We start from the raw sequence: 19,303 nt of genomic DNA, 5'->3' as shown, positions 1-19,303 counted from the left end.
GTCAGAAGAAGGTCTTGGCTGCGGCAGCGGCGTAGGTTCCGATCGGGCCGCCGATCAGCACATAGAACAGCACGAAGGCGCCGCAGACGCCGAGCACGACGCGCAGTTCGGTCGCCATCGGAACGAAGCCGCCGACCGGTTCGTCGAACCACATGATCTTGATGATGCGCAGATAATAATAGGCGCCCACCACCGAGGCCAGCACGCCGATGATCGCCAGCGCGTAGAGATTGGCATTGATGGCGGCAAGGAACACGTACCATTTTCCCCAGAAGCCGGCGAGCGGCGGGATACCGGCCAGCGAGAACATCAGGATGGTGAGGATCGTCGCCATGATCGGGTTGGTCGCCGACAGGCCGGCGAGATCGCTGATCTGCTCGACATTGCCCTCCTTGCGCCGCATGGCGAGGATGAAGGCGAAGGTGCCGAGCGTCATCACCAGGTAGATCAGCATGTAGATGGCGACGCCGCGCACGCCGTCCTGGCTGTTGGCGGCAAGGCCGACCAGCGCATAGCCCATATGGCCGATGGAGGAATAGGCCATCAGCCGCTTGATGTTGGTCTGGCCGATCGCCGCAAAGGCGCCGAGCGCCATCGACGCGATCGAGATGAAGACGATGATCTGCTGCCAGTCGGCGGCGATCGGCTTGAAGGCGCCCATGGTGACGCGCACCATCAGCGCCATCGCCGCCATTTTGGGTGCCGCCGCCAGAAAAGCCGTCACCGGCGTCGGCGCACCTTCATAGACGTCGGGCGTCCACATATGGAACGGCACCGCCGAGATCTTGAAGGCAAGGCCGGCCAGCACGAAAACCAGGCCGAAGACGAGGCCGAGCTGGCGCTCGCCGCCGCTCAGCGCCGCGGCGATCTCCTGGAAGCCGGTGTTGCCGGTGTAGCCGTAGACCAGCGAGATGCCGTAAAGCAGCATGCCCGACGACAGCGCGCCGAGGACGAAGTACTTCAGCCCGGCCTCGGTCGAGCGCAGATTGTCGCGGTTGATCGCCGCCAGCACGTAGATCGCCAGCGACTGCAGCTCGAGGCCGAGATAGAGCCCGATCATGCCGTTGGCCGAGATCATCAGCATCATGCCGAGCGTGCAGAGCAGGATCAGCACCGGATATTCGAACTTGTCGAAATGCTCCGCCTGGGCAAAACGGACGGACATGACCAGCGTCACCGCCGAGCCGATCAGCGCCAGCACCTTCATGAAGCGGGCGAACGGATCCTGGATGAAGGCTTCGCCATAGGCGTTGCCCTGCCCCGGGGAAAAGATCAGCCAGGCGCCGGCGACCACCAGCGCGGCGACGGCAAGGCCGCTCACTGTGACAGTGGTGTTGGCGCGCGAATAGGCGCCGAGCATCAACAGCGCCAAGGCGCCGATGGCGAGGATCAGCTCTGGCGTCGAGAGCGACAGGCTGGAGAGAAGGTCCGGCGTCATGGTTCGCAAAACCCCCAGTCAGTTCGCCGCCGCGGTCTGCGCGGCGCCGATGGATGCAGTGACATTGGTAACGAGCGCCTTGACTGATTCGGCCGTCGCGTCGAAGATCGGCGCCGGATAGACGCCGAAGAAAATGACCAGCGCGACCAGCGGATAGATGATCACCTTCTCGCGTGTCGACAGGTCGAGCAGTCCTTTCAGGCTTTCCTTGGTCAGTGCGCCGAAGATCACCTTGCGGTAGAGCCAGAGCGCATAGGCCGCCGACAGGATGACGCCGGTGGCGGCGAAGAACGCCACCCAGGTGTTGACCCGGAACACGCCGAGCATGGTCAGGAACTCGCCGACGAAGCCGCTGGTGCCGGGCAGACCGACATTGGCCATGGTGAAGATCATGAACACGGTTGCATATTTCGGCATGTTGTTGACCAACCCGCCATAGGCGTCGATGTCACGCGTGTGCATGCGGTCGTAGACGACGCCGACGCAGAGGAACAGCGCGCCTGAGACCAGGCCGTGCGACAGCATCTGGAAGATCGAGCCCTGCACGCCTTCCTGGTTCATCGCGAAGATGCCCATGGTGACGAAGCCCATGTGAGCGACCGACGAATAGGCGATCAGCTTCTTCATGTCCTCCTGCATCAGCGCCACCAGCGAGGTGTAGATGATGGCGACGACGGGGAGCGTGAAGATCAGCGGCGCGAACATTTCGGAGGCGATCGGAAACATCGGCAGCGAAAAACGCAGGAAGCCGTAGCCGCCCATCTTGAGCAGGATGGCGGCCAGGATCACCGAGCCGGCCGTCGGCGCTTCGACATGGGCGTCCGGCAGCCAGGTATGCACCGGCCACATCGGCATCTTCACCGCAAAGGAAGCGAAGAAGGCAAGCCATAGCCAGGTCTGCATATTGGCCGGGAAGTTGTGGGTCAGAAGCGTCGGGATGTCGGTGGTGCCGGACTGGAAGAACATCGCCATGATGGCGAGCAGCATCAGCACCGAGCCGGCCAGCGTATAGAGGAAGAACTTGAACGAGGCATAGACGCGCCGCTTGCCGCCCCACACGCCGATGATGATGAACATCGGGATCAGGCCGGCTTCGAAGAAGACGTAGAACAAGACGATGTCGAGCGCGCAGAACACGCCGATCATCAGCGTCTCGAGCAACAGGAAGGCGATCATGTAAGCCTTGACGCGCTTCTCGATCGATTCCCACGAAGCGAGGATGCAGAGCGGCATCAGGAAGGTGGTCAGGATGACGAACAGCATGGAGATGCCGTCTACGCCCATATGGTAGGAGATGCCGGAATCCAGCCAGGCAAACTTCTCGACGAACTGGAAGCCGGGCTGCGAATTGTCGAAGCCGGTCCAGATGAACAGCGAAACCACGAAGGTGAACGCGGTCGTGAACAGCGCAATGGCGCGGATGTTGCGGCGCGCATTGTCGCTGTCGTCACGCACGAAAAGGATGAGCAACACACCAACCAGCGGCAGGAAGGTGACCAGCGATAGGATCGGCCAGGCGGTCATCAGAGCATCATCCAGGTGACGAGTGCGGCAACGCCGATCAGCATGGCGAAGGCATAGTGATAGAGATAGCCGGTCTGCAGCTTGACGACGCGGTTGGTGACGTCGACGACGCGCGCCGAGATGCCGTCCGGCCCGAGCCCGTCGATGATAGTGCCGTCGCCGGTCTTCCACAGGAAGCTGCCGAGGCGCTTTGCCGGCCGCACGAACAGGAAGTCGTAGAGCTCGTCGAAATACCATTTGTTGAGCAGGAAGGCGTAGAGCAGGCGATGGTTGGCCGCGACGCTCCGAGGCATTTCCGGCGCGCGAATGTAGAATTGCCAGGCTATCGCAAAGCCGATCAGCATGGCGATGAACGGCGCGAGCTCGACCCAAAGCGGCAGTTCGTGGATCTCGTGCAGGATGTGGTTGTCAGGCAGCGTGAACAGCGACACCTTCCAGAATTCGGCATAGCCCTCGCCGATGAAGGCGCCGTGGAAGATCACGCCGGCGAACAGGGCGCCTGCCGCCAGGATGAACAGCGGCACCAGCATGACCGGCGGCGATTCATGGACATGGTGCATCACCTCATGGCTGGCCCGCGGCTCGCCATGGAAGGTCATGAAGATCAGCCGCCAGGAATAGAAGGAGGTGAAGCAGGCGGCAATGACCAGCAATATGAAGGCAAACCCGGCGACCGCATTGTGGCTGGCAAAAGCGGCTTCGATGATGGCGTCCTTGGAGAAGAAACCGGCCGTGCCGATGATCGTCACCGGGATGCCGACGCCGGTCAGCGCCAACGTGCCGATCACCATCATCCAGTAGGTCGTCGGGATGAGCGTCCTCAGGCCGCCCATCTTGCGCATGTCCTGCTCGTCGGAGACGGCGTGGATGACCGAACCCGAGCCGAGGAACAGTAGCGCCTTGAAGAAGGCGTGCGTGAACAGATGGAAGATCGCCGCGCCATAGGCGCCGACGCCGAGCGCCACGAACATGTAGCCGAGCTGCGAACAGGTCGAATAGGCGATGACACGCTTGATGTCGTTCTGGACGAGGCCAACTGTCGCCGCGAAGAAGGCGGTGAAGGCGCCGATGAAGGTGACCACGGTCAGCGCCGAATGCGACAGCTCGAACAGCGGCGACAGCCGCGCCAGCATGAACACGCCTGCCGTCACCATGGTGGCGGCATGGATCAGCGCCGAGACCGGCGTCGGGCCTTCCATGGCATCCGGCAGCCAGGTGTGCAGCGGCACCTGCGCCGACTTGCCCATGGCGCCCATGAACAGGAGCAGGCAGACGACTGTCATCGCGGCTTGCTTATCAAGCGCATAGCCGAGGAAGGTCAGTACGGCCGGACCCTGCTGCGCGCCTTCGGCCGGAATGAACGTCGCCGCATTGGCGAAGATGGTGCCGAGATTGACCGAGCCGAAAAGCACGAACACGCCGAATATGCCAAGCGCGAAGCCGAAATCGCCGACGCGGTTGACGACGAAGGCCTTGATCGCAGCCGCATTGGCCGACGGCTTCTTGTACCAGAAGCCGATCAGCAGATAGGAGGCCAGACCGACACCTTCCCAGCCGAAGAACATCTGCACGAGGTTGTCGGCCGTCACCAGCATCAGCATGGCGAAGGTGAACAGCGACAGATAGGCGAAGAAGCGGGGCCGGTCCGGGTCGTGATGCATGTAGCCGATCGAGTAGATATGGACCAGCGCCGACACCGTATTGACGACGACCAGCATCACTACGGTCAGCGTGTCGATCCGCAGCGCCCACGACGCTTCGAGGCCGCCCGACTGGATCCAGCGCATCACCGGCAGGGTGAACACCTCGCCGCCGCCGAAGCCGACCGAGAAGAAGGCAACCCACGACAGCACAGCCGCGATCACCAGGAAGCCTGAGGTGATGTATTCGGAAGCCTTGGCGCCGAGCGAGGTGCCGAACAGGCCGACGATCAGGAAGCCGAGCAGCGGAAGGAAGACGATGGCCTGATACATGGTGGTTCCGTCAACCCTTCATCATGTTCACGTCTTCGACCGCGATCGAGCCGCGGTTGCGGAAGAAGACGACGAGAATGGCAAGGCCGATCGCTGCTTCGGCCGCCGCAACGGTCAGCACGAACAGTGCGAACACCTGGCCGACCAGGTCGCCCAGCGCCGCCGAAAAGGCGACGAAATTGATGTTGACCGCAAGCAGGATCAACTCGATCGACATCAGGATGACGATGACGTTCCTACGGTTCAGGAAGATGCCGAACACGCCAAGCGTGAACAGGATCGCCGATACGGTCAGGTAGTGCGCGATGCCGACGACCATCTCAGACTCCTTCGCCCGTCTTGACCTTGCGAATTTCCACTCCGGTTGCCGCCGTGCGGCCGACCTGGGCGGCGATCGACTGCCGCTTGACGCCCGGCTTGTGGCGCAGTGTCAGCACGATGGCGCCGATCATGGCGACCAGCAGCACCAGCCCCGCCACCTGGAAGTAATAGAGGTAATCCGTATAGAGGATGTCGCCGAGCGCTGCCGTATTGGAGCGCGCGGCCAGGTCCGGAATGGGCTTGGCGACCGTCGCCGCCAGTTTCGGCGCGAATGTATAGCCGCCGAGCACGACGATCAGCTCCGCCGCCAGGATCAGCCCGACCAGCGCGCCGATCGGTGCATATTGCAGGGCGCCTTCCTTCATTTCAGCGAAATCGACGTCGAGCATCATGACGACGAACAGGAACAGCACCATGACCGCGCCGACATAGACGACGAGCAGGATCATCGCCAGGAACTCGGCGCCGGTCAGCATGAACAGGCCGGCGGCGTTGAAGAAGGTCAGGATCAGGAACAGCACCGAATGCACGGGATTGCGCGCCGAAACGACCATGAACGCCGACGCCACCGCGACAAAGGCGAAGAGGTAGAAAAAGGCCGCCTCTAGTCCACTCAGCATGGGTTCCCCCGGGTTTCCTGTCCGAACAGGACGTTCGTCCTGTTTTTTGCCACCGCCTCCGGTCGGCAAGTTGCGTGTTCCTTAAACGAGGCCCCTCGCCCCGTCCATGCGTCAAATATCAGCGGTAAGGCGCATCCAGCGAGATGTTGCGCGCCAGCTCACGCTCCCAGCGGTCGCCATTGGCCAGAAGCCTGTCCTTGTCGTAATAAAGCTCCTCGCGCGTCTCCGTCGCGAATTCGAAATTCGGCCCCTCGACGATAGCGTCGACCGGGCAGGCTTCCTGGCAGAAGCCGCAATAAATGCATTTCACCATGTCGATGTCGTAGCGCACGGTGCGCCGCGTGCCGTCATTGCGGCGCGGGCCGGCTTCGATGGTAATGGCCTGCGCCGGGCAGATCGCCTCGCACAATTTGCAGGCGATGCAACGTTCCTCGCCGTTCGGATAGCGGCGCAGCGCATGTTCGCCACGGAAGCGCGGGCTGACCGGCCCCTTCTCATGCGGATAATTGATCGTCTCCTTCGGCGCGAAGAACTGGCGCATCGACAGGAAGAAAGCACTGACGAAATCCTGCAATAGCAGTGACTTGGCGGCCTGGGACAATGCTGACATCAGGCAAACCCCGTGATCTTGAGGAAGGCGGCGGTGGCGACCACCATGAACAGCGAGATCGGCAGGAAGACCTTCCAGCCGAGCCGCATCAGCTGGTCGTAGCGATAGCGCGGCACGAACGCCTTCACCATCGAGAACATGAAGAACACCAGGCAGACCTTGAGCACGAACCAGATCAGCCCCGGCACCCAGGTGAACGGCGCGAAATTGAAGGGCGGCAGCCAGCCGCCAAGGAACAGGATGGTGGCCAGCGCGCACATCAGGACCACGGCGACATATTCGCCGAGGAAGAACAGCAGGAACGGCGTCGAGGAATATTCGACCATATGGCCGGCGACGAGTTCCGATTCGGCTTCCACGAGGTCGAAGGGCGGCCGGTTGGTTTCGGCCAGCGCCGAGATGAAGAAGACGATGAACATCGGGAACAGCGACAACCAATGCCAGTCGAGGAAAGTGTTGGGCAGGCCGATCCGCGTGCCCAGCCCGTCCTGCTGCGACAAAACGATATCGGTCAGGTTGAGCGAGCCGACGCAAAGCAGCACGGTGACGATGACGAAGCCGATCGAGACTTCGTAGGATACCATCTGCGCCGCCGAGCGCAGCGCGCCGAGGAACGGGTATTTCGAATTGGAGGCCCAACCGCCCATGATCACGCCATAGACCTCGAGCGAGGAGATGGCGAAGACGTAGAGGATGCCGACATTGACGTTGGCGATGGCCCAGCCCTCATTGACCGGGATCACCGCCCAGGCTGAGATCGCAAGCACCGCCGACACCAGCGGCGCCAGCAGGAAAACGCCCTTGTTGGCGCCGGACGGAATCACCGGCTCCTTGAAGACGAATTTCAAAAGGTCAGCGAAGGCCTGCAGCGTGCCCCATGGGCCGACGACGTTCGGTCCGCGGCGCAATTGCACCGCCGCCCAGATCTTGCGGTCGGCGTAAAGCACATAGGCGACGAAGATCAACAGAACGACGATCAGCACGACCGACTTCAAAAGGATCAGCAGCGCCGGCAGCACGTAAAAGGAGAAGAAGGTGTCCATGTCTACTCCGCCGCCTGCCTGAAGCCGTTCTTCGCCAAAGCCGAGCACTCGGCCATCACCGCGGAAGCCCGCGCGATCGGGTTGGTCAGGTAGAAATCCTTGACCGGCGAGGTGAAGGTGCCCTTGTTCAGCCGCCCGCCGAGCTTGGCCACCCTGGCGATGTCGGCCGGGTCGCCGGCCGCGACATGGTCGATGCGGGCAAGATGCGGGTATTCCGCATAGAGCTTAGCGCGCAATTGCGGCAGCGAATCGAACGGCAGCTTCTTGCCGAGCACATCCGACAGTGCCCGAAGGATCGCCCAGTCCTCGCGCGCCTCGCCGGGCGCGAAGCCGGCCCGGTTGGTCTGCTGCACGCGGCCTTCGGTGTTGACGAAGGTGCCCGACTTCTCGGTATAGGCGGCACCCGGCAGGATGACGTTGGCGCGATGCGCGCCCTTGTCGCCATGCGTGCCGATATAGACGACGAAAGCGCCGCCGGTCTTGGCCATGTCGATTTCGTCGGCGCCGAGCAGGAACAGCACATCGGTCTCGCCCAGCATGCCGGCGACGTTCCTGCCGCCCTCGCCCGGCACAAAGCCGACATCGAGGCCGCCGACCCGCGCCGCCGCGGTGTGCAGTACGGCAAAGCCGTTCCAGTCGGCCCTTGCGGCGTTGACGGCGACGGCGAGCTTCGCCGCCTGGCCGAGCACGGCCGCGCCGTCCGGACGCGCCAGCGCACCCTGGCCGACGATGATCAGCGGATGCGTCGCCTTCTTCAGCAGTTGAAAGAATTTGCCGTTGCCATCGGCAAGATCCTTCAGCGATTCCGGCCCGGCGCCGAGCTGCTCGTAATCATAGCGCGTATCGCCGACATCGCCGATGACGCCGACCGGCAGATTGCCGGCCCGCCAGCGCTTGCGGATGCGGGCGTTGAGCAAGGACGCCTCGAAGCGCGGATTGGCGCCGATGATCAGCACCGCATCGGCCTGTTCGATGCCTTCGATGGTCGGGTTGAAGACATAGCTCGCCCGGCCGAGCGACGGATCGAGTGCGGCACCGTCCTGGCGGCAGTCGGTGTTCTTCGAGCCAAGCGAAGCCATCAGAAGCTTCAGCGCGTAGATCTCCTCGACGGCGGCAAGATCGCCGGCAATGGCACCGATCTTTTCGGGTGCGGCATTCGACACCGCTTCCTTGATCGCGGCAAAAGCCTCGGCCCAGCTTGCGGGGGCCAGTCTGCCGTCCTTGCGCACATAGGGCCGGTCGAGGCGCTGCGTGCGCAAGCCGTCCCAAATGAAGCGGGTCTTGTCGGAAATCCATTCCTCGTTCACCGCCTCGTTGGTACGCGGCAGGATGCGCATCACTTCGCGGCCTCGGCTATCGACGCGGATCGCCGAGCCGACGGCGTCCATGACGTCGATGGATTCGGTCTTGGTCAGTTCCCACGGCCGTGCCTGGAAGGCGTAGGGTTTGGAAGTCAGCGCACCGACCGGGCAAAGGTCGATGACATTGCCCTGCAGTTCCGAAGTCATCGCGCTTTCGAGATAGGTGGTGATCTCGGCATCCTCGCCGCGGCCGATCAGACCGAGTTCCGATATGCCGGCAATCTCGGTGGTGAAGCGGACGCAGCGCGTGCAATGGATGCAGCGGTTCATGATCGTCTTGACCAGCGGCCCGATATACTTGTCTTCGACCGCCCGCTTGTTCTCGTGGTAGCGCGAGGAATCGACGCCGAACGCCATCGCTTGGTCCTGCAGGTCGCACTCGCCGCCCTGATCGCAGATCGGGCAATCCAGCGGATGGTTGATCAGCAGGAATTCCATCACGCCTTCGCGCGCCTTCTTGACCATCGGCGTGTTGGTGAAGATTTCCGGCGGCTCGCCATTCGGACCGGGGCGCAGGTCGCGCACGCCCATGGCGCAGGACGCCTGCGGCTTGGGCGGCCCGCCCTTGACCTCGATCAGGCACATGCGGCAATTGCCGGCGATCGACAGCCGCTCGTGGAAGCAAAAGCGCGGAACTTCCGCGCCGGCGTCCTCGGCCGCCTGCAGCAGCGTGTAATGGTCGGGTACAGTGATCTCTTTCCCGTCGACCTTGAGCTTTGCCATTTCGCCTCAAACCCCTGCGGACGTTCCGCAATCTTTCCTTCCGGACGCAGCCGAGACCGCGCACGATATTGAATTCACTTTTTGACCCCGGCCAACGCGGCCGCCTGACCGATCCAGCCGTCACGGCCGATGCGGCCCTTCAACGACAGGTAATCTTCGACCCAGGCGATCTCTTGCGGCGTCCACGCGGCGATCTGGGCGTATGTCCAGATGCCAAGGCCGTTCAGCACCTTTTCCAGTTTCGGCCCGATGCCCGATATCGCCTTGAGGTCGGCCGGCTCAGCTGGCCGGTCCATCGCTTTGGGCTGCTTGAAATCTTCCGGCATCAGCCCGGCCGAGGCATCCGCTGCAACGGTGCTCGCATTCGCCAAGCTCCGCGCCGCGGTGCTCGTCGCAATGTCGGTCACGTCATTGGCGAAGGACTGCGCCTCGGCAATCAGGGTTTTGGTCGCTGCGCGCGCCTTTGTCGAGGAGCTTTTGCCGGTCGCGGAAAAGCGTTCCGTCCTGGCCTCGAAATCCTCGGCGACCGGCTGCCAAAGCCGCTGCGAAGTTTCGGCCGCGCCCGAAAGCACGCCCATCCAGATGCCAAAGGCGTGGTTGGCAAGACCGATGCCGAGTGCCGCCATCGCCGCCGCACTCGCGACAGGATGCGCCAGGAGATTGACGGCATTGGCCATCTCCTTCGGCATCATCCTGGTCAGATCCTGGTTCATCTTCAACAACGGGTCCATATCGGGCGTAAAATCGTCGGGTGTCGAAAACAGCGACATAGGTGGTCTCCTGGTCGTTTCCGTCTGCCCCGCGCTCGTTTCCTCGTCTCGGACATTCGCCCGCATTTTTGAATTCTTCTATTCTGCCGCCGCCAGCACCGGTTCGGCGCGGTGTGCGTTGCGCGAAAACTCGTCGATGCGCCGCTCCACCTCGCCGCGGAAATGCCGCATCAGGCCCTGGATCGGCCATGCCGCCGCGTCGCCAAGCGCACAGATCGTGTGGCCCTCGACCTGCTTGGTCACATCGAGCAGCATGTCGATCTCGCGCTTCTGCGCCTCGCCGCGCACCAGCCGTTCCATCACCCGCCACATCCAGCCGGTGCCCTCACGGCAGGGCGTGCACTGGCCGCAGCTTTCGTGCTTGTAGAAATAGGAAAGCCGCGCGATCGCTTTCACGATATCGGTCGATTTGTCCATGACGATGACAGCTGCCGTGCCGAGGCCCGATTTCAGGTCGCGCAGCGCGTCGAAATCCATCGGCGCGTCGATGATCTGCTCGGCCGGCACCAGCGGCACCGACGCTCCGCCCGGAATGACCGCCAGCAGATTATCCCAGCCGCCACGAATGCCACCGCAATGCGTCTCGATCAGCTCGCGGAACGGGATCGACATCGCCTCTTCGACGGTGCACGGATTGTTGACGTGGCCGGAGATGCAGAACAGCTTGGTGCCGACATTGTTGGGCCGGCCGAAGGACGAGAACCAGGCGGCACCGCGGCGCAGGATGGTCGGCGCGACAGCGATGGACTCGACATTGTTGACCGTCGTCGGGCAGCCATAGAGGCCGACATTGGCCGGAAATGGCGGCTTAAGCCGTGGCTGGCCCTTCTTGCCCTCGAGGCTTTCGAGCAGCGCCGTTTCCTCGCCACAGATATAGGCGCCGGCGCCATGATGCATGTAGATGTCGAAATCATAGCCGGAGGTGTTGTTCTTGCCGATCAGCTTGGCCGCATAGGCCTCGTCGATGGCGCGTTGCAGCGCCTCGCGCTCGCGGATGAACTCGCCGCGCACATAGATGTAGGCGGCGACCGCGCCCATGGCGAAGCCCGCAAGCAGGCAGCCTTCGACCAGCGTGTGCGGGTCGTGGCGCAGTATGTCGCGGTCCTTGCAGGTGCCGGGCTCGGACTCGTCGGCATTGACGACGAGATAGCTCGGCCGGCCGTCGCTTTGCTTGGGCATGAACGACCATTTCAGCCCGGTCGGGAAGCCCGCGCCGCCACGTCCGCGCAGGCCGCTGGCCTTCATCTCGTTGACGATCCACTCGCGCCCCTTGGCGATGATGCCGGGCGTGTTGTCCCAGGCACCGCGCGCCATGGCGCCGGCCAGCGACTTGTCGAAGCGGCCGTAGATATTGTTGAAGATGCGGTCTCTGTCCTGAAGCATTGCTCGTTCCTCAGACCGGCTTCTTGCCGGTCGGCCGGCTTTTGTTTCCGGGCGACGGCGTGGCCGCCTTGGCGGCAGTCTTCGCCGGTTTAACCTTGGCCTCCGGCGCTTTGAAAGCAGACGCCGGCTCGGCCTTGTTCTTGGGGCCTTTGCGCTGTTTCGAGACGTCCTCGACCTGCGGCTCGGCCTTGTTGGCATTGGCGGCCGAATGCAGCGGCGCTGCAACGCTCGCCGCCTTTTCCGCCGCGGGCGCGACTTTTGTCACCGACGGCGATTTCAGCGCCGGGCTGGTCTCGACCGCGTCGGTCTTCGGCTTGCTGGCATTCGAGGGCGCAACCGGCGCCGGTGCAGGCGCGGTCGAAGCCGCAGACGGAACTGGTGCTGCGGCGGCAGCCGCCGGCCCCGCCTTGGTCGCCGCCTTGGTTTCCCGGTCGCGGGTTACCTTGAGGATCGCCTTTTCACTCTTGAGGGTCGTCAGGCCACTGGCCGGCTCTGAGGTGACGCGGCCGTTTTGCGGTCCTGGCGTCACCGAAGCACCCTTGCCGGCGTCATAGAGGTCGATGATCTCGGCAAGCCGCTCCGGCGTCAAATCCTCGTATGTGTCCTTGAAGACCATAACCATCGGTGCGTTGACGCAGGCGCCGAGGCATTCGACCTCCTCCCACGACAGCGTGCCCTTGTCGTTGGTGTGGAACTGGTCGTGATGGATCTTCGAGCGGCACACATCCATCAGCGATTCCGAGCCGCGCAGCATGCAGGGCGTGGTGCCGCAGACCTGGACATGCGCGCGGGTGCCGACCGGATTGAGCTGGTATTGCGTATAGAAGGTGGCGACTTCTAGCCCGCGAATATAGGGCATGCCGAGCATGTCGGAGATCGTCTCGATCGCCGCCTTGGTCACCCAGCCTTCCTGCTCCTGCGCCAGCATCAGCAAGGGGATGATCGCGGATTGCTCGCGCCCCTTCGGATATTTCTTGATCCACTGCTTCGCCGCTGCCGCATTCGCCCGGTTGAAGGCGAAGGAGGCTGGCTGGAGGCTGGCTTCTGCGAGACGGCGGACTGACATTTAGCGATCGACCTCACCAAAGACGTATAGGTTCGTCATCTTGCTGCGGCCTCCTTACAAAGTTTCGCCGTACCGTCGAAACATTGGAAAGTCGGCGAATTTGTCATGACAGGCGGGCAAACGCCGGATTTACCAGCCAAGCGAGCAACAAGCCGCGCGAACCCTGTTTTGCCGGAAGCGGCTGCCGATACCTCCGCCTTAGAGAAACTCGCGCCATCCGGCGCTGCGACGCTACACTCGCATGTATCTCTCTTGAAATAGAAAGCATCGACATCGGCGGATTCTGCTGTCGCACTTTCTTGCATGCCAAGCGTGACGTAGCTCAGCTTGAAGTGCTGCTTCACAAGATCGGAAGCATCGATAGACGCTCCGCACTCGATTGCATATGCAGGGTGCATTGCGACAGCAATGACGATTAACGTGAGGCTCAGAATGCGATTCACCGATCGACCTCACCAAACACGATGTCGAGGGAGCCGAGAACGGCGGTGACGTCGGCCAACATGTGGCCGCGGCACAAAAAGTCCATCGCTTGCAGATGCGCAAAGCCGGGGGCGCGCAGCTTGCAGCGGTAGGGCTTGTTGGTGCCGTCGGAGACGAGATAGACACCGAACTCGCCCTTCGGCGCCTCGACCGCGGCATAGACCTCGCCGGCCGGAACGCGGTAGCCTTCGGTGTAGAGCTTGAAGTGATGGATCAGCGCTTCCATCGAGCGCTTCATCGCCGCGCGCTTCGGCGGCACCACCTTGCCGTCGAGGTTAGACACCGGCCCGCTGCCCTCCTTACCGAGCAACAGGTCGACGCACTGGCGCATGATTTTCGCCGACTGCCGCATCTCTTCCATACGCACCAGATAACGGTCGAAGCAGTCGCCGTTCTTGCCGATCGGAATGTCGAAGTCCAGCTCGGCATAGCATTCGTAGGGCTGCGATTTGCGCAGATCCCACGGCGCACCCGAGCCGCGCACCATGACGCCGGAAAAGCCCCAGGCCCAAGCGTCGGCCAGGGAGACGGTAGCGATGTCGACATTGCGCTGCTTGAAGATGCGGTTGCCGGTCAAAAGCGCGTCGAGGTCGTCGACCGACTTCAGGAACGGGTCGATCCACTTGCCGATGTCCTCGATCAGCTTCTGCGGCAGGTCCTGGTGGACGCCGCCCGGCCGGAAATAGGCCGCGTGCATGCGCGAGCCCGAGGCGCGCTCATAGAACACCATCAGCTTTTCGCGCTCGACAAAACCCCAGAGCGGCGGCGTCAGCGCGCCGACATCCATCGCCTGCGTCGTCACATTGAGGATGTGCGACATAATGCGGCCGATCTCGGAGTAGAGAACTCGAATAAGCTGCCCGCGCTTCGGCACCTCGATACCGAGCAGCCGCTCGGCGGCGAGCGCAAAGGCATGCTCCTGGTTCATCGGCGCGCAATAGTCGAGCCGGTCGAGATAGGGCACGGCCTGCAGATAAGTCTTGTGCTCGATCAGCTTTTCCGTGCCGCGATGCAAAAGCCCGATATGCGGATCGACGCGATCGACGACTTCTCCGTCAAGCTCCAGCACAAGGCGCAAAACGCCATGCGCAGCAGGGTGTTGCGGGCCGAAATTGATATTGAAGTTGCGAACGGAGGTTTCAGCCATTTACTGCTTTGCCTTCTCATCTCCCGGAAGCACGTAATCCGTACCTTCCCACGGAGACAGAAAATCGAAATTGCGGAATTCCTGCTTGAGCTCGACCGGCTCGTAGATGACGCGCTTGGCTTCGTCGTCGTAGCGCACCTCGACGAAGCCGGTCAGCGGAAAGTCCTTGCGCAGCGGATGGCCCTCGAAGCCGTAGTCGGTCAGGATCCGGCGCAGATCGGGATGGCCCGAAAACAGCACGCCATAGAGGTCGTAGGTCTCGCGCTCGAACCAGTCCGCGCCGGGATATATGCCGGTGATCGACGGCACCAGCGTCTCTTCGTCGGCCTGGACCTTGATGCGGATGCGGATATTCTGCCTCGGCGACAGCAGGTGATAGACCACGTCGAAGCGCTTTGCCCGCGACGGATAATCTGCGCCGCAAACGTCGATGATCGAAATGAACTGGCATTTCGGGTCGTCGCGCAGGAAGGTCACCACCTCGATCAGGTCGCGCGGCTCGACCGAGATAGTGAGTTCGCCATAGGCGAGCACCGCTTCGCCGATCCGGCCGGTCAGCTTCTCGCCAAGATAGGTCGAGAGGTCATTCAACGCCTGGGTCATGCCGCTCACCGTTCGATCGTGCCGGTGCGGCGGATCTTCTTCTGCAGCAGAAGGATGCCGTAGAGCAGCGCTTCAGCGCTCGGTGGGCAGCCGGGCACGTAGATGTCGACCGGCACGATGCGGTCGCAGCCGCGCACCACCGAATAGGAATAATGATAATAGCCGCCGCCATTGGCACAGGAGCCCATCGAGATGACGTAGCGCGGCTCCGGCATCTGGTCGTAGACCTTGCGCAGCGCCGGCGCCATCTTGTTGGTCAGCGTGCCGGCAACGATCATGATGTCGGACTGGCGAGGAGACGCGCGCGGCGCGACACCGAACCTCTCCGAGTCGTAGCGTGGCATCGACGTATGGATCATCTCGACGGCGCAGCAGGCGAGGCCAAACGTCATGAACATCAGCGAGCCGCTGCGCGCCCAGGTGATCAGCGCCTCGGTCGAGGTGACGAGAAAGCCCTTGTCGGCGAGCTCGTTGTTGATCTCCAGGAAGAATGGGTCATCTTCCCCCACCGGCCGGCCGGTGTTGGGGTCGATGAGACCCTTGGGCTTCGGCGCGACGAGCGTGCCGGAACTGTCGTTCAATCCCATTCCAGCGCTCCTTTTTTCCATTCATAGGCAAAGCCGATGGTCAGCACCGCCAAAAACACCATCATCGACCAGAAACCGAGCATGCCGATCTGACTGAACGACACTGCCCACGGAAACAGGAAGGCCACTTCCAGATCGAAGATGATGAACAGGATCGACACCAGGTAGAAGCGGATGTCGAACTTCATGCGAGCGTCGTCGAACGAGTTGAAGCCGCACTCATAGGCGGAAAGCTTTTCCGGATCGGGGTTGCGGTAAGCCACCAGGAACGGTGCGGCGAGCAGCGCCAGGCCGACGACCAGCGCCACGCCGATGAACAGGACGATGGGCAGGTACGAACCTAAAAGTGCGTTCATGCTGCAGTTTTCCGTTGGCGGCCAATCCACTCTGATTACAGCACCGGACCCACTTGCGGAAGCGTGACAGATTAACCACTGAACCGTTTTAAGGGGGCTCTATGCTGCAACGCGGCGAGGGTTAGCGCAGCGCTTTCGGCGAAGCAAGTCAAACCTTGTTCAAATCGCGGTGCTGGACGGCATATCCGGGAAAACTGGTCCGATCCGCTCCTGTTTGATTTCCTTCACTTTTCACTCCACTTTTCTCTCCTGACATAGATGCCGCCAAAACCTTGCTAGCATGGGGCGGAATCGCAGGTCATTTTCTCTGTCTAACATCGTCCGGATACCGCCTTCATGAAGGAAAAAATCTCGCTTGCCCTGGCCCGTCGCATTGCGCTTGCGGCACAGGGATTCAATGACCCGCGCCCCAGCGGCACGCCTGACCGCCGGCATCTGGCCCGGGTGCTTGCCCGTACCGGCCTGCTGCAGATCGATTCCGTCAGCGCCGTGGTTCGCGCCCATTATATGCCGCTCTATTCGCGGCTTGGCCCCTACAAGCTGGCGCTGCTCGACGACGCCGCGGTGACACACAAGCGCATGGTCTTCGAATATTGGGCGCATGAAGCCTCGTTCCTGCCCGTCGAGACCTATCCGCTGATGCGCTGGCGCATGCAGCGGGCCGAGCGCGGCGAGGAAATGTACAGCGGACTGGCAAAATGGGGCCGCGAGCACGCCGCCTACATTGAGGACATCTATCGCGAGGTCGCTGAACGAGGCCCGATCGCGGCGTCGGCTTTCGAAGGCCAGAAGGGCTCGGGCGGCTGGTGGGGCTGGAGCCATGCCAAGCATGCCTTCGAATGGCTGTTCTGGGCGGGCCGCATCACCACGGCGCACCGGCGTGGTTTCGAGCGGTTCTACGATCTGCCGGAGCGCGTGCTGCCGCCAACGGTACTCGCTTTGCCAGTTCCGTCCCCCGCGGACGCCCACCGCGAACTGCTGCGCATCTCCGCCCGCGCCCATGGCGTCGCCACGGCGGGCGATCTGCGCGACTATTTCCGCCTCTCGCCCGCCGACATCAAGGGCCGCATCGAGGAACTGGTCGAGGCTGGCGACCTGTTGCCGGTGAGCGTCGAAGGCTGGAGCAAAACAGCCTATCTCCACAAGGACGCCCGTTTGCCGCGCAGGATCGAGGCGCGCGCCTTGCTTGCGCCGTTCGATCCCGTCGTCTTCGAGCGGTCGCGCACCGAGCGGTTGTTCGACTTCCACTACCGCATCGAGATCTACACGCCGGCCGAAAAGCGCCAGTATGGCTATTATGTGCTGCCGTTCCTGCTCGGCGACAGCATCGTCGGGCGCGTCGACCTCAGGGCCGACCGCCCGGCCGGCGTATTGCGCGTCCATGCCGCCTATTCGGAGCCCGGCGCCCCGCCGCAAACTGCCGCCGCCCTTTTCGAGGAATTGAAGCAGATGCAGGGTTGGCTCGGGCTCGAGCGCATCGAGGTGACGGCTGCCGGCGACCTCGGCCAGCCGCTCGCAGATATCGCCGCGTCATAGACGTGCGTTGACACGACTGCCTTCACAAGCCTAAATCCGTTCCAGACGGTCCCCTGCCCGCAACGGCAAGGGCCAAGAGGGAATGCGGTGCGAAATCTCGATTTCAAATCCGCGGCTGTCCCCGCAACTGTAAGCGACGAGCCAAGGCCGAAAACCACTGGGATATTCCCGGGAAGGCGGCACCCAGGCGATGACCCGCGAGCCAGGAGACCTGCCGTCTAGGACATAAGAATCCGATCGCCTGGCGGGTTTTCCGGGCAAGGAGCCTGATTTGGAACGCGACAGCAGTTTTCCGGCTGAGACAGCGGATTTATTGTCCGGCCATGGTGATTCCCCGGCCGGCGTCACCGTCATCGTCTGCTCGTCCTGCCGTGACGAGACCGGTTCGGACGCTCATCCCCGCGCCGGCGAACTGCTCGCCGAGGACACGCGCCGCGCCGCTTCCAGCGAAAACATTAAAATCCGCACCGTCGAATGCCTCGGCAATTGCAAGCGCCGGCTCAGCGCCGCGATGCTGCGCGACGGCTGCTGGAGCTATGTCTTCGGCGACCTGACCACGACCAGCGGCACCGATCTGGTGACGGGGGCAAAGCTGTTCGCTACTTCGACGGACGGCCTCATTCCGTGGCGCGGCCGTCCCGATTGCCTGAAGCGCGGCTTGGTTGCCCGCATCCCTCCCCTCGACCTTTTGAAGGACTTGATATGACTTCCCCAGATTCGGCCGCCAACGTTTCGCGCGTCCCCTGCACCGTCGTCACCGGCTTTCTCGGCGCCGGCAAGACGACGCTGATCCGCCATTTGCTCGAAAACGCCAAAGGCAAGCGCCTGGCCATCATCGTCAACGAGTTCGGCGATATCGGCATCGACGGCGAGATCCTGAAGGGCTGCGGCATCGACACTTGCCCCGAGGAAAACATCGTCGAGCTGGCCAATGGCTGCATCTGCTGCACTGTCGCCGACGACTTTGTCCCCGCGCTCGACCAGATCCTGTCGCTGACGCCGAAGGTCGACTACATCCTGATCGAGACGTCCGGGCTGGCCCTGCCCAAGCCGCTGGTCCAGGCCTTCCAGTGGCCGTCGGTGAAAAGCCGCGTCACGGTCGATGGCGTCATCGCCGTCGTCGACGGGCCGGCGCTGGCTGATGGCCGCGTTGCCAACGACATGGACGCCCTGCAGGCGCAGCGCGCGCAGGACGAGACGCTCGACCATGACGATCCTGTCGAGGAGGTGTTCGAAGACCAGCTCGCTTGTGCCGACCTGATCATCCTGTCGAAGAGCGACCTGCTGGACGCAGCCGGCGCGGCGCGCGCCAATGCCGTCATCGGCAAGCATGTTGCGCGGGCGGTGAAGATCGTGCCGACCTCGCAAGGCAAGGTCGATCCGTCGGTGCTGCTCGGCCTTGGTCTCGCCGTCGAGGACGACATCGAGAACCGCAAGACCCATCACGACGACGAGCTCGACCACGAACATGACGACTTTGACTCGTTCGTCATCGACATTGCGTCGGTGTCCAACCCGGACGAGCTGGCACAACGCGTCGCCACGGCGGCGGAGGAAGAAAACGTATTGCGCGTCAAGGGTTTCGTCGACGTCGGCGGCAAGCCGATGCGGCTCTTGCTGCAGGCCGTCGGTCCGCGCGTCAACCACTATTACGACCGCGCCTGGACCGCTGAAGACGATCGCCGCTCGCGCCTCGTCGTCATCGGCCTGAAAGGGCTGAACCGCCCGGCGATCGAGCGTATCCTCGCCGGCTGATCCC

19 protein-coding genes and 1 riboswitch are annotated in these 19,303 nt (G+C 62.7%); of the genes, 3 read left to right on the top strand and 16 right to left on the bottom strand.

The genetic code is table 11. From position 1 onward, the window contains the following. Position 1: 1 nt before the first annotated feature. From nuoN to NKH01_RS00630, 16 genes are all read right to left on the bottom strand, one after another. Positions 2-1,438, bottom strand: a complete 1,437-nt coding sequence (gene nuoN / locus NKH01_RS00705) for an NADH-quinone oxidoreductase subunit NuoN (RefSeq protein ID WP_353018487.1) — start codon at positions 1,436-1,438, stop codon at positions 2-4. An 18-nt stretch (positions 1,439-1,456) separates the two neighbouring features. Then, the gene (locus NKH01_RS00700) at positions 1,457-2,962 is read right to left on the bottom strand and encodes an NADH-quinone oxidoreductase subunit M (RefSeq protein ID WP_353018485.1); all 1,506 of its coding nucleotides are present in this window, start codon (positions 2,960-2,962) and stop codon (positions 1,457-1,459) included. Then, positions 2,962-4,935 (bottom strand): NADH-quinone oxidoreductase subunit L, encoded by a 1,974-nt coding sequence (gene nuoL, locus NKH01_RS00695; RefSeq protein ID WP_352814654.1) that lies wholly within the window; start codon positions 4,933-4,935, stop codon positions 2,962-2,964. Before nuoL ends, NKH01_RS00700 begins: the two co-directional genes overlap by 1 nt. A gap of 10 nt (positions 4,936-4,945) precedes the next feature. Further along, a complete protein-coding gene (gene nuoK, locus NKH01_RS00690) occupies positions 4,946-5,254 on the bottom strand; it encodes an NADH-quinone oxidoreductase subunit NuoK (protein WP_023676620.1) in 309 nt (102 codons plus the stop codon). A gap of 1 nt (position 5,255) precedes the next feature. Further along, the gene (locus NKH01_RS00685) at positions 5,256-5,876 is read right to left on the bottom strand and encodes an NADH-quinone oxidoreductase subunit J (protein ID WP_352466864.1); all 621 of its coding nucleotides are present in this window, start codon (positions 5,874-5,876) and stop codon (positions 5,256-5,258) included. Positions 5,877-5,994: 118 nt separating this feature from the next. Continuing rightward, positions 5,995-6,486 carry an NADH-quinone oxidoreductase subunit NuoI gene (gene nuoI, locus NKH01_RS00680; protein WP_023676622.1) on the bottom strand — a complete coding sequence of 164 codons (492 nt, stop codon included), beginning with the start codon at positions 6,484-6,486 and terminating at the stop codon, positions 5,995-5,997. Further along, positions 6,486-7,529 carry an NADH-quinone oxidoreductase subunit NuoH gene (gene nuoH / locus NKH01_RS00675; RefSeq protein ID WP_352483051.1) on the bottom strand — a complete coding sequence of 348 codons (1,044 nt, stop codon included), beginning with the start codon at positions 7,527-7,529 and terminating at the stop codon, positions 6,486-6,488. The genes nuoI and nuoH overlap by 1 nt, the downstream gene beginning before the upstream one ends. Positions 7,530-7,531: 2 nt before the next feature. Further along, positions 7,532-9,613 (bottom strand): NADH-quinone oxidoreductase subunit NuoG, encoded by a 2,082-nt coding sequence (gene nuoG / locus NKH01_RS00670; RefSeq protein WP_023676624.1) that lies wholly within the window; start codon positions 9,611-9,613, stop codon positions 7,532-7,534. 74 nt (positions 9,614-9,687) lie between these two features. Further along, the gene (locus NKH01_RS00665) at positions 9,688-10,383 is read right to left on the bottom strand and encodes a helix-hairpin-helix domain-containing protein (RefSeq protein WP_352483048.1); all 696 of its coding nucleotides are present in this window, start codon (positions 10,381-10,383) and stop codon (positions 9,688-9,690) included. 78 nt (positions 10,384-10,461) lie between these two features. Beyond that, on the bottom strand, positions 10,462-11,766 hold the full coding sequence (gene nuoF / locus NKH01_RS00660) for an NADH-quinone oxidoreductase subunit NuoF (RefSeq protein WP_352483047.1): 1,305 nt from the start codon (positions 11,764-11,766) through the stop codon (positions 10,462-10,464). A gap of 10 nt (positions 11,767-11,776) precedes the next feature. Continuing rightward, a complete protein-coding gene (gene nuoE, locus NKH01_RS00655) occupies positions 11,777-12,832 on the bottom strand; it encodes an NADH-quinone oxidoreductase subunit NuoE (protein ID WP_352998838.1) in 1,056 nt (351 codons plus the stop codon). Between the two features lie 35 nt (positions 12,833-12,867). Beyond that, positions 12,868-13,275, bottom strand: coding sequence for a hypothetical protein (locus NKH01_RS00650; protein ID WP_023720746.1), 408 nt, complete (start codon positions 13,273-13,275; stop codon positions 12,868-12,870). Then, positions 13,272-14,462, bottom strand: a complete 1,191-nt coding sequence (locus NKH01_RS00645; protein WP_023720747.1) for an NADH-quinone oxidoreductase subunit D — start codon at positions 14,460-14,462, stop codon at positions 13,272-13,274. The genes NKH01_RS00650 and NKH01_RS00645 overlap by 4 nt, the downstream gene beginning before the upstream one ends. Continuing rightward, positions 14,463-15,065 carry an NADH-quinone oxidoreductase subunit C gene (locus tag NKH01_RS00640; protein WP_023720748.1) on the bottom strand — a complete coding sequence of 201 codons (603 nt, stop codon included), beginning with the start codon at positions 15,063-15,065 and terminating at the stop codon, positions 14,463-14,465. 5 nt (positions 15,066-15,070) lie between these two features. Beyond that, positions 15,071-15,652: a NuoB/complex I 20 kDa subunit family protein gene (locus tag NKH01_RS00635; RefSeq protein ID WP_023720749.1), complete on the bottom strand. Its 582-nt coding sequence runs from the start codon at positions 15,650-15,652 to the stop codon at positions 15,071-15,073. After that, positions 15,643-16,008, bottom strand: a complete 366-nt coding sequence (locus NKH01_RS00630; protein WP_023720750.1) for an NADH-quinone oxidoreductase subunit A — start codon at positions 16,006-16,008, stop codon at positions 15,643-15,645. Before NKH01_RS00630 ends, NKH01_RS00635 begins: the two co-directional genes overlap by 10 nt. Before the next feature lie 336 nt (positions 16,009-16,344). On the opposite strand from NKH01_RS00630, the gene NKH01_RS00625 reads away from it, so the two are divergent. The 3 genes from NKH01_RS00625 to cobW all read left to right on the top strand — a co-directional run bounded on the left by NKH01_RS00625 (position 16,345) and on the right by cobW (position 19,299). Beyond that, complete coding sequence (locus NKH01_RS00625; RefSeq protein ID WP_353018483.1) at positions 16,345-17,544, top strand: winged helix-turn-helix domain-containing protein; 1,200 nt, start codon at positions 16,345-16,347, stop codon at positions 17,542-17,544. Between the two features lie 29 nt (positions 17,545-17,573). Beyond that, positions 17,574-17,777: riboswitch (cobalamin riboswitch) on the top strand. 38 nt (positions 17,778-17,815) lie between these two features. Beyond that, positions 17,816-18,250, top strand: a complete 435-nt coding sequence (locus NKH01_RS00620) for a DUF1636 family protein (protein ID WP_353018481.1) — start codon at positions 17,816-17,818, stop codon at positions 18,248-18,250. Further along, positions 18,247-19,299 carry a cobalamin biosynthesis protein CobW gene (gene cobW, locus NKH01_RS00615; RefSeq protein ID WP_353018480.1) on the top strand — a complete coding sequence of 351 codons (1,053 nt, stop codon included), beginning with the start codon at positions 18,247-18,249 and terminating at the stop codon, positions 19,297-19,299. The genes NKH01_RS00620 and cobW overlap by 4 nt, the downstream gene beginning before the upstream one ends. Positions 19,300-19,303 lie beyond the last annotated feature (4 nt).

The sequence above is a fragment of the Mesorhizobium sp. M1403 genome (assembly GCF_040317695.1).
In the GTDB taxonomy this organism is placed as follows: Bacteria; Pseudomonadota; Alphaproteobacteria; order Rhizobiales; family Rhizobiaceae; genus Mesorhizobium.
This window is presented reverse-complemented; position numbering and strand designations above follow the sequence as displayed.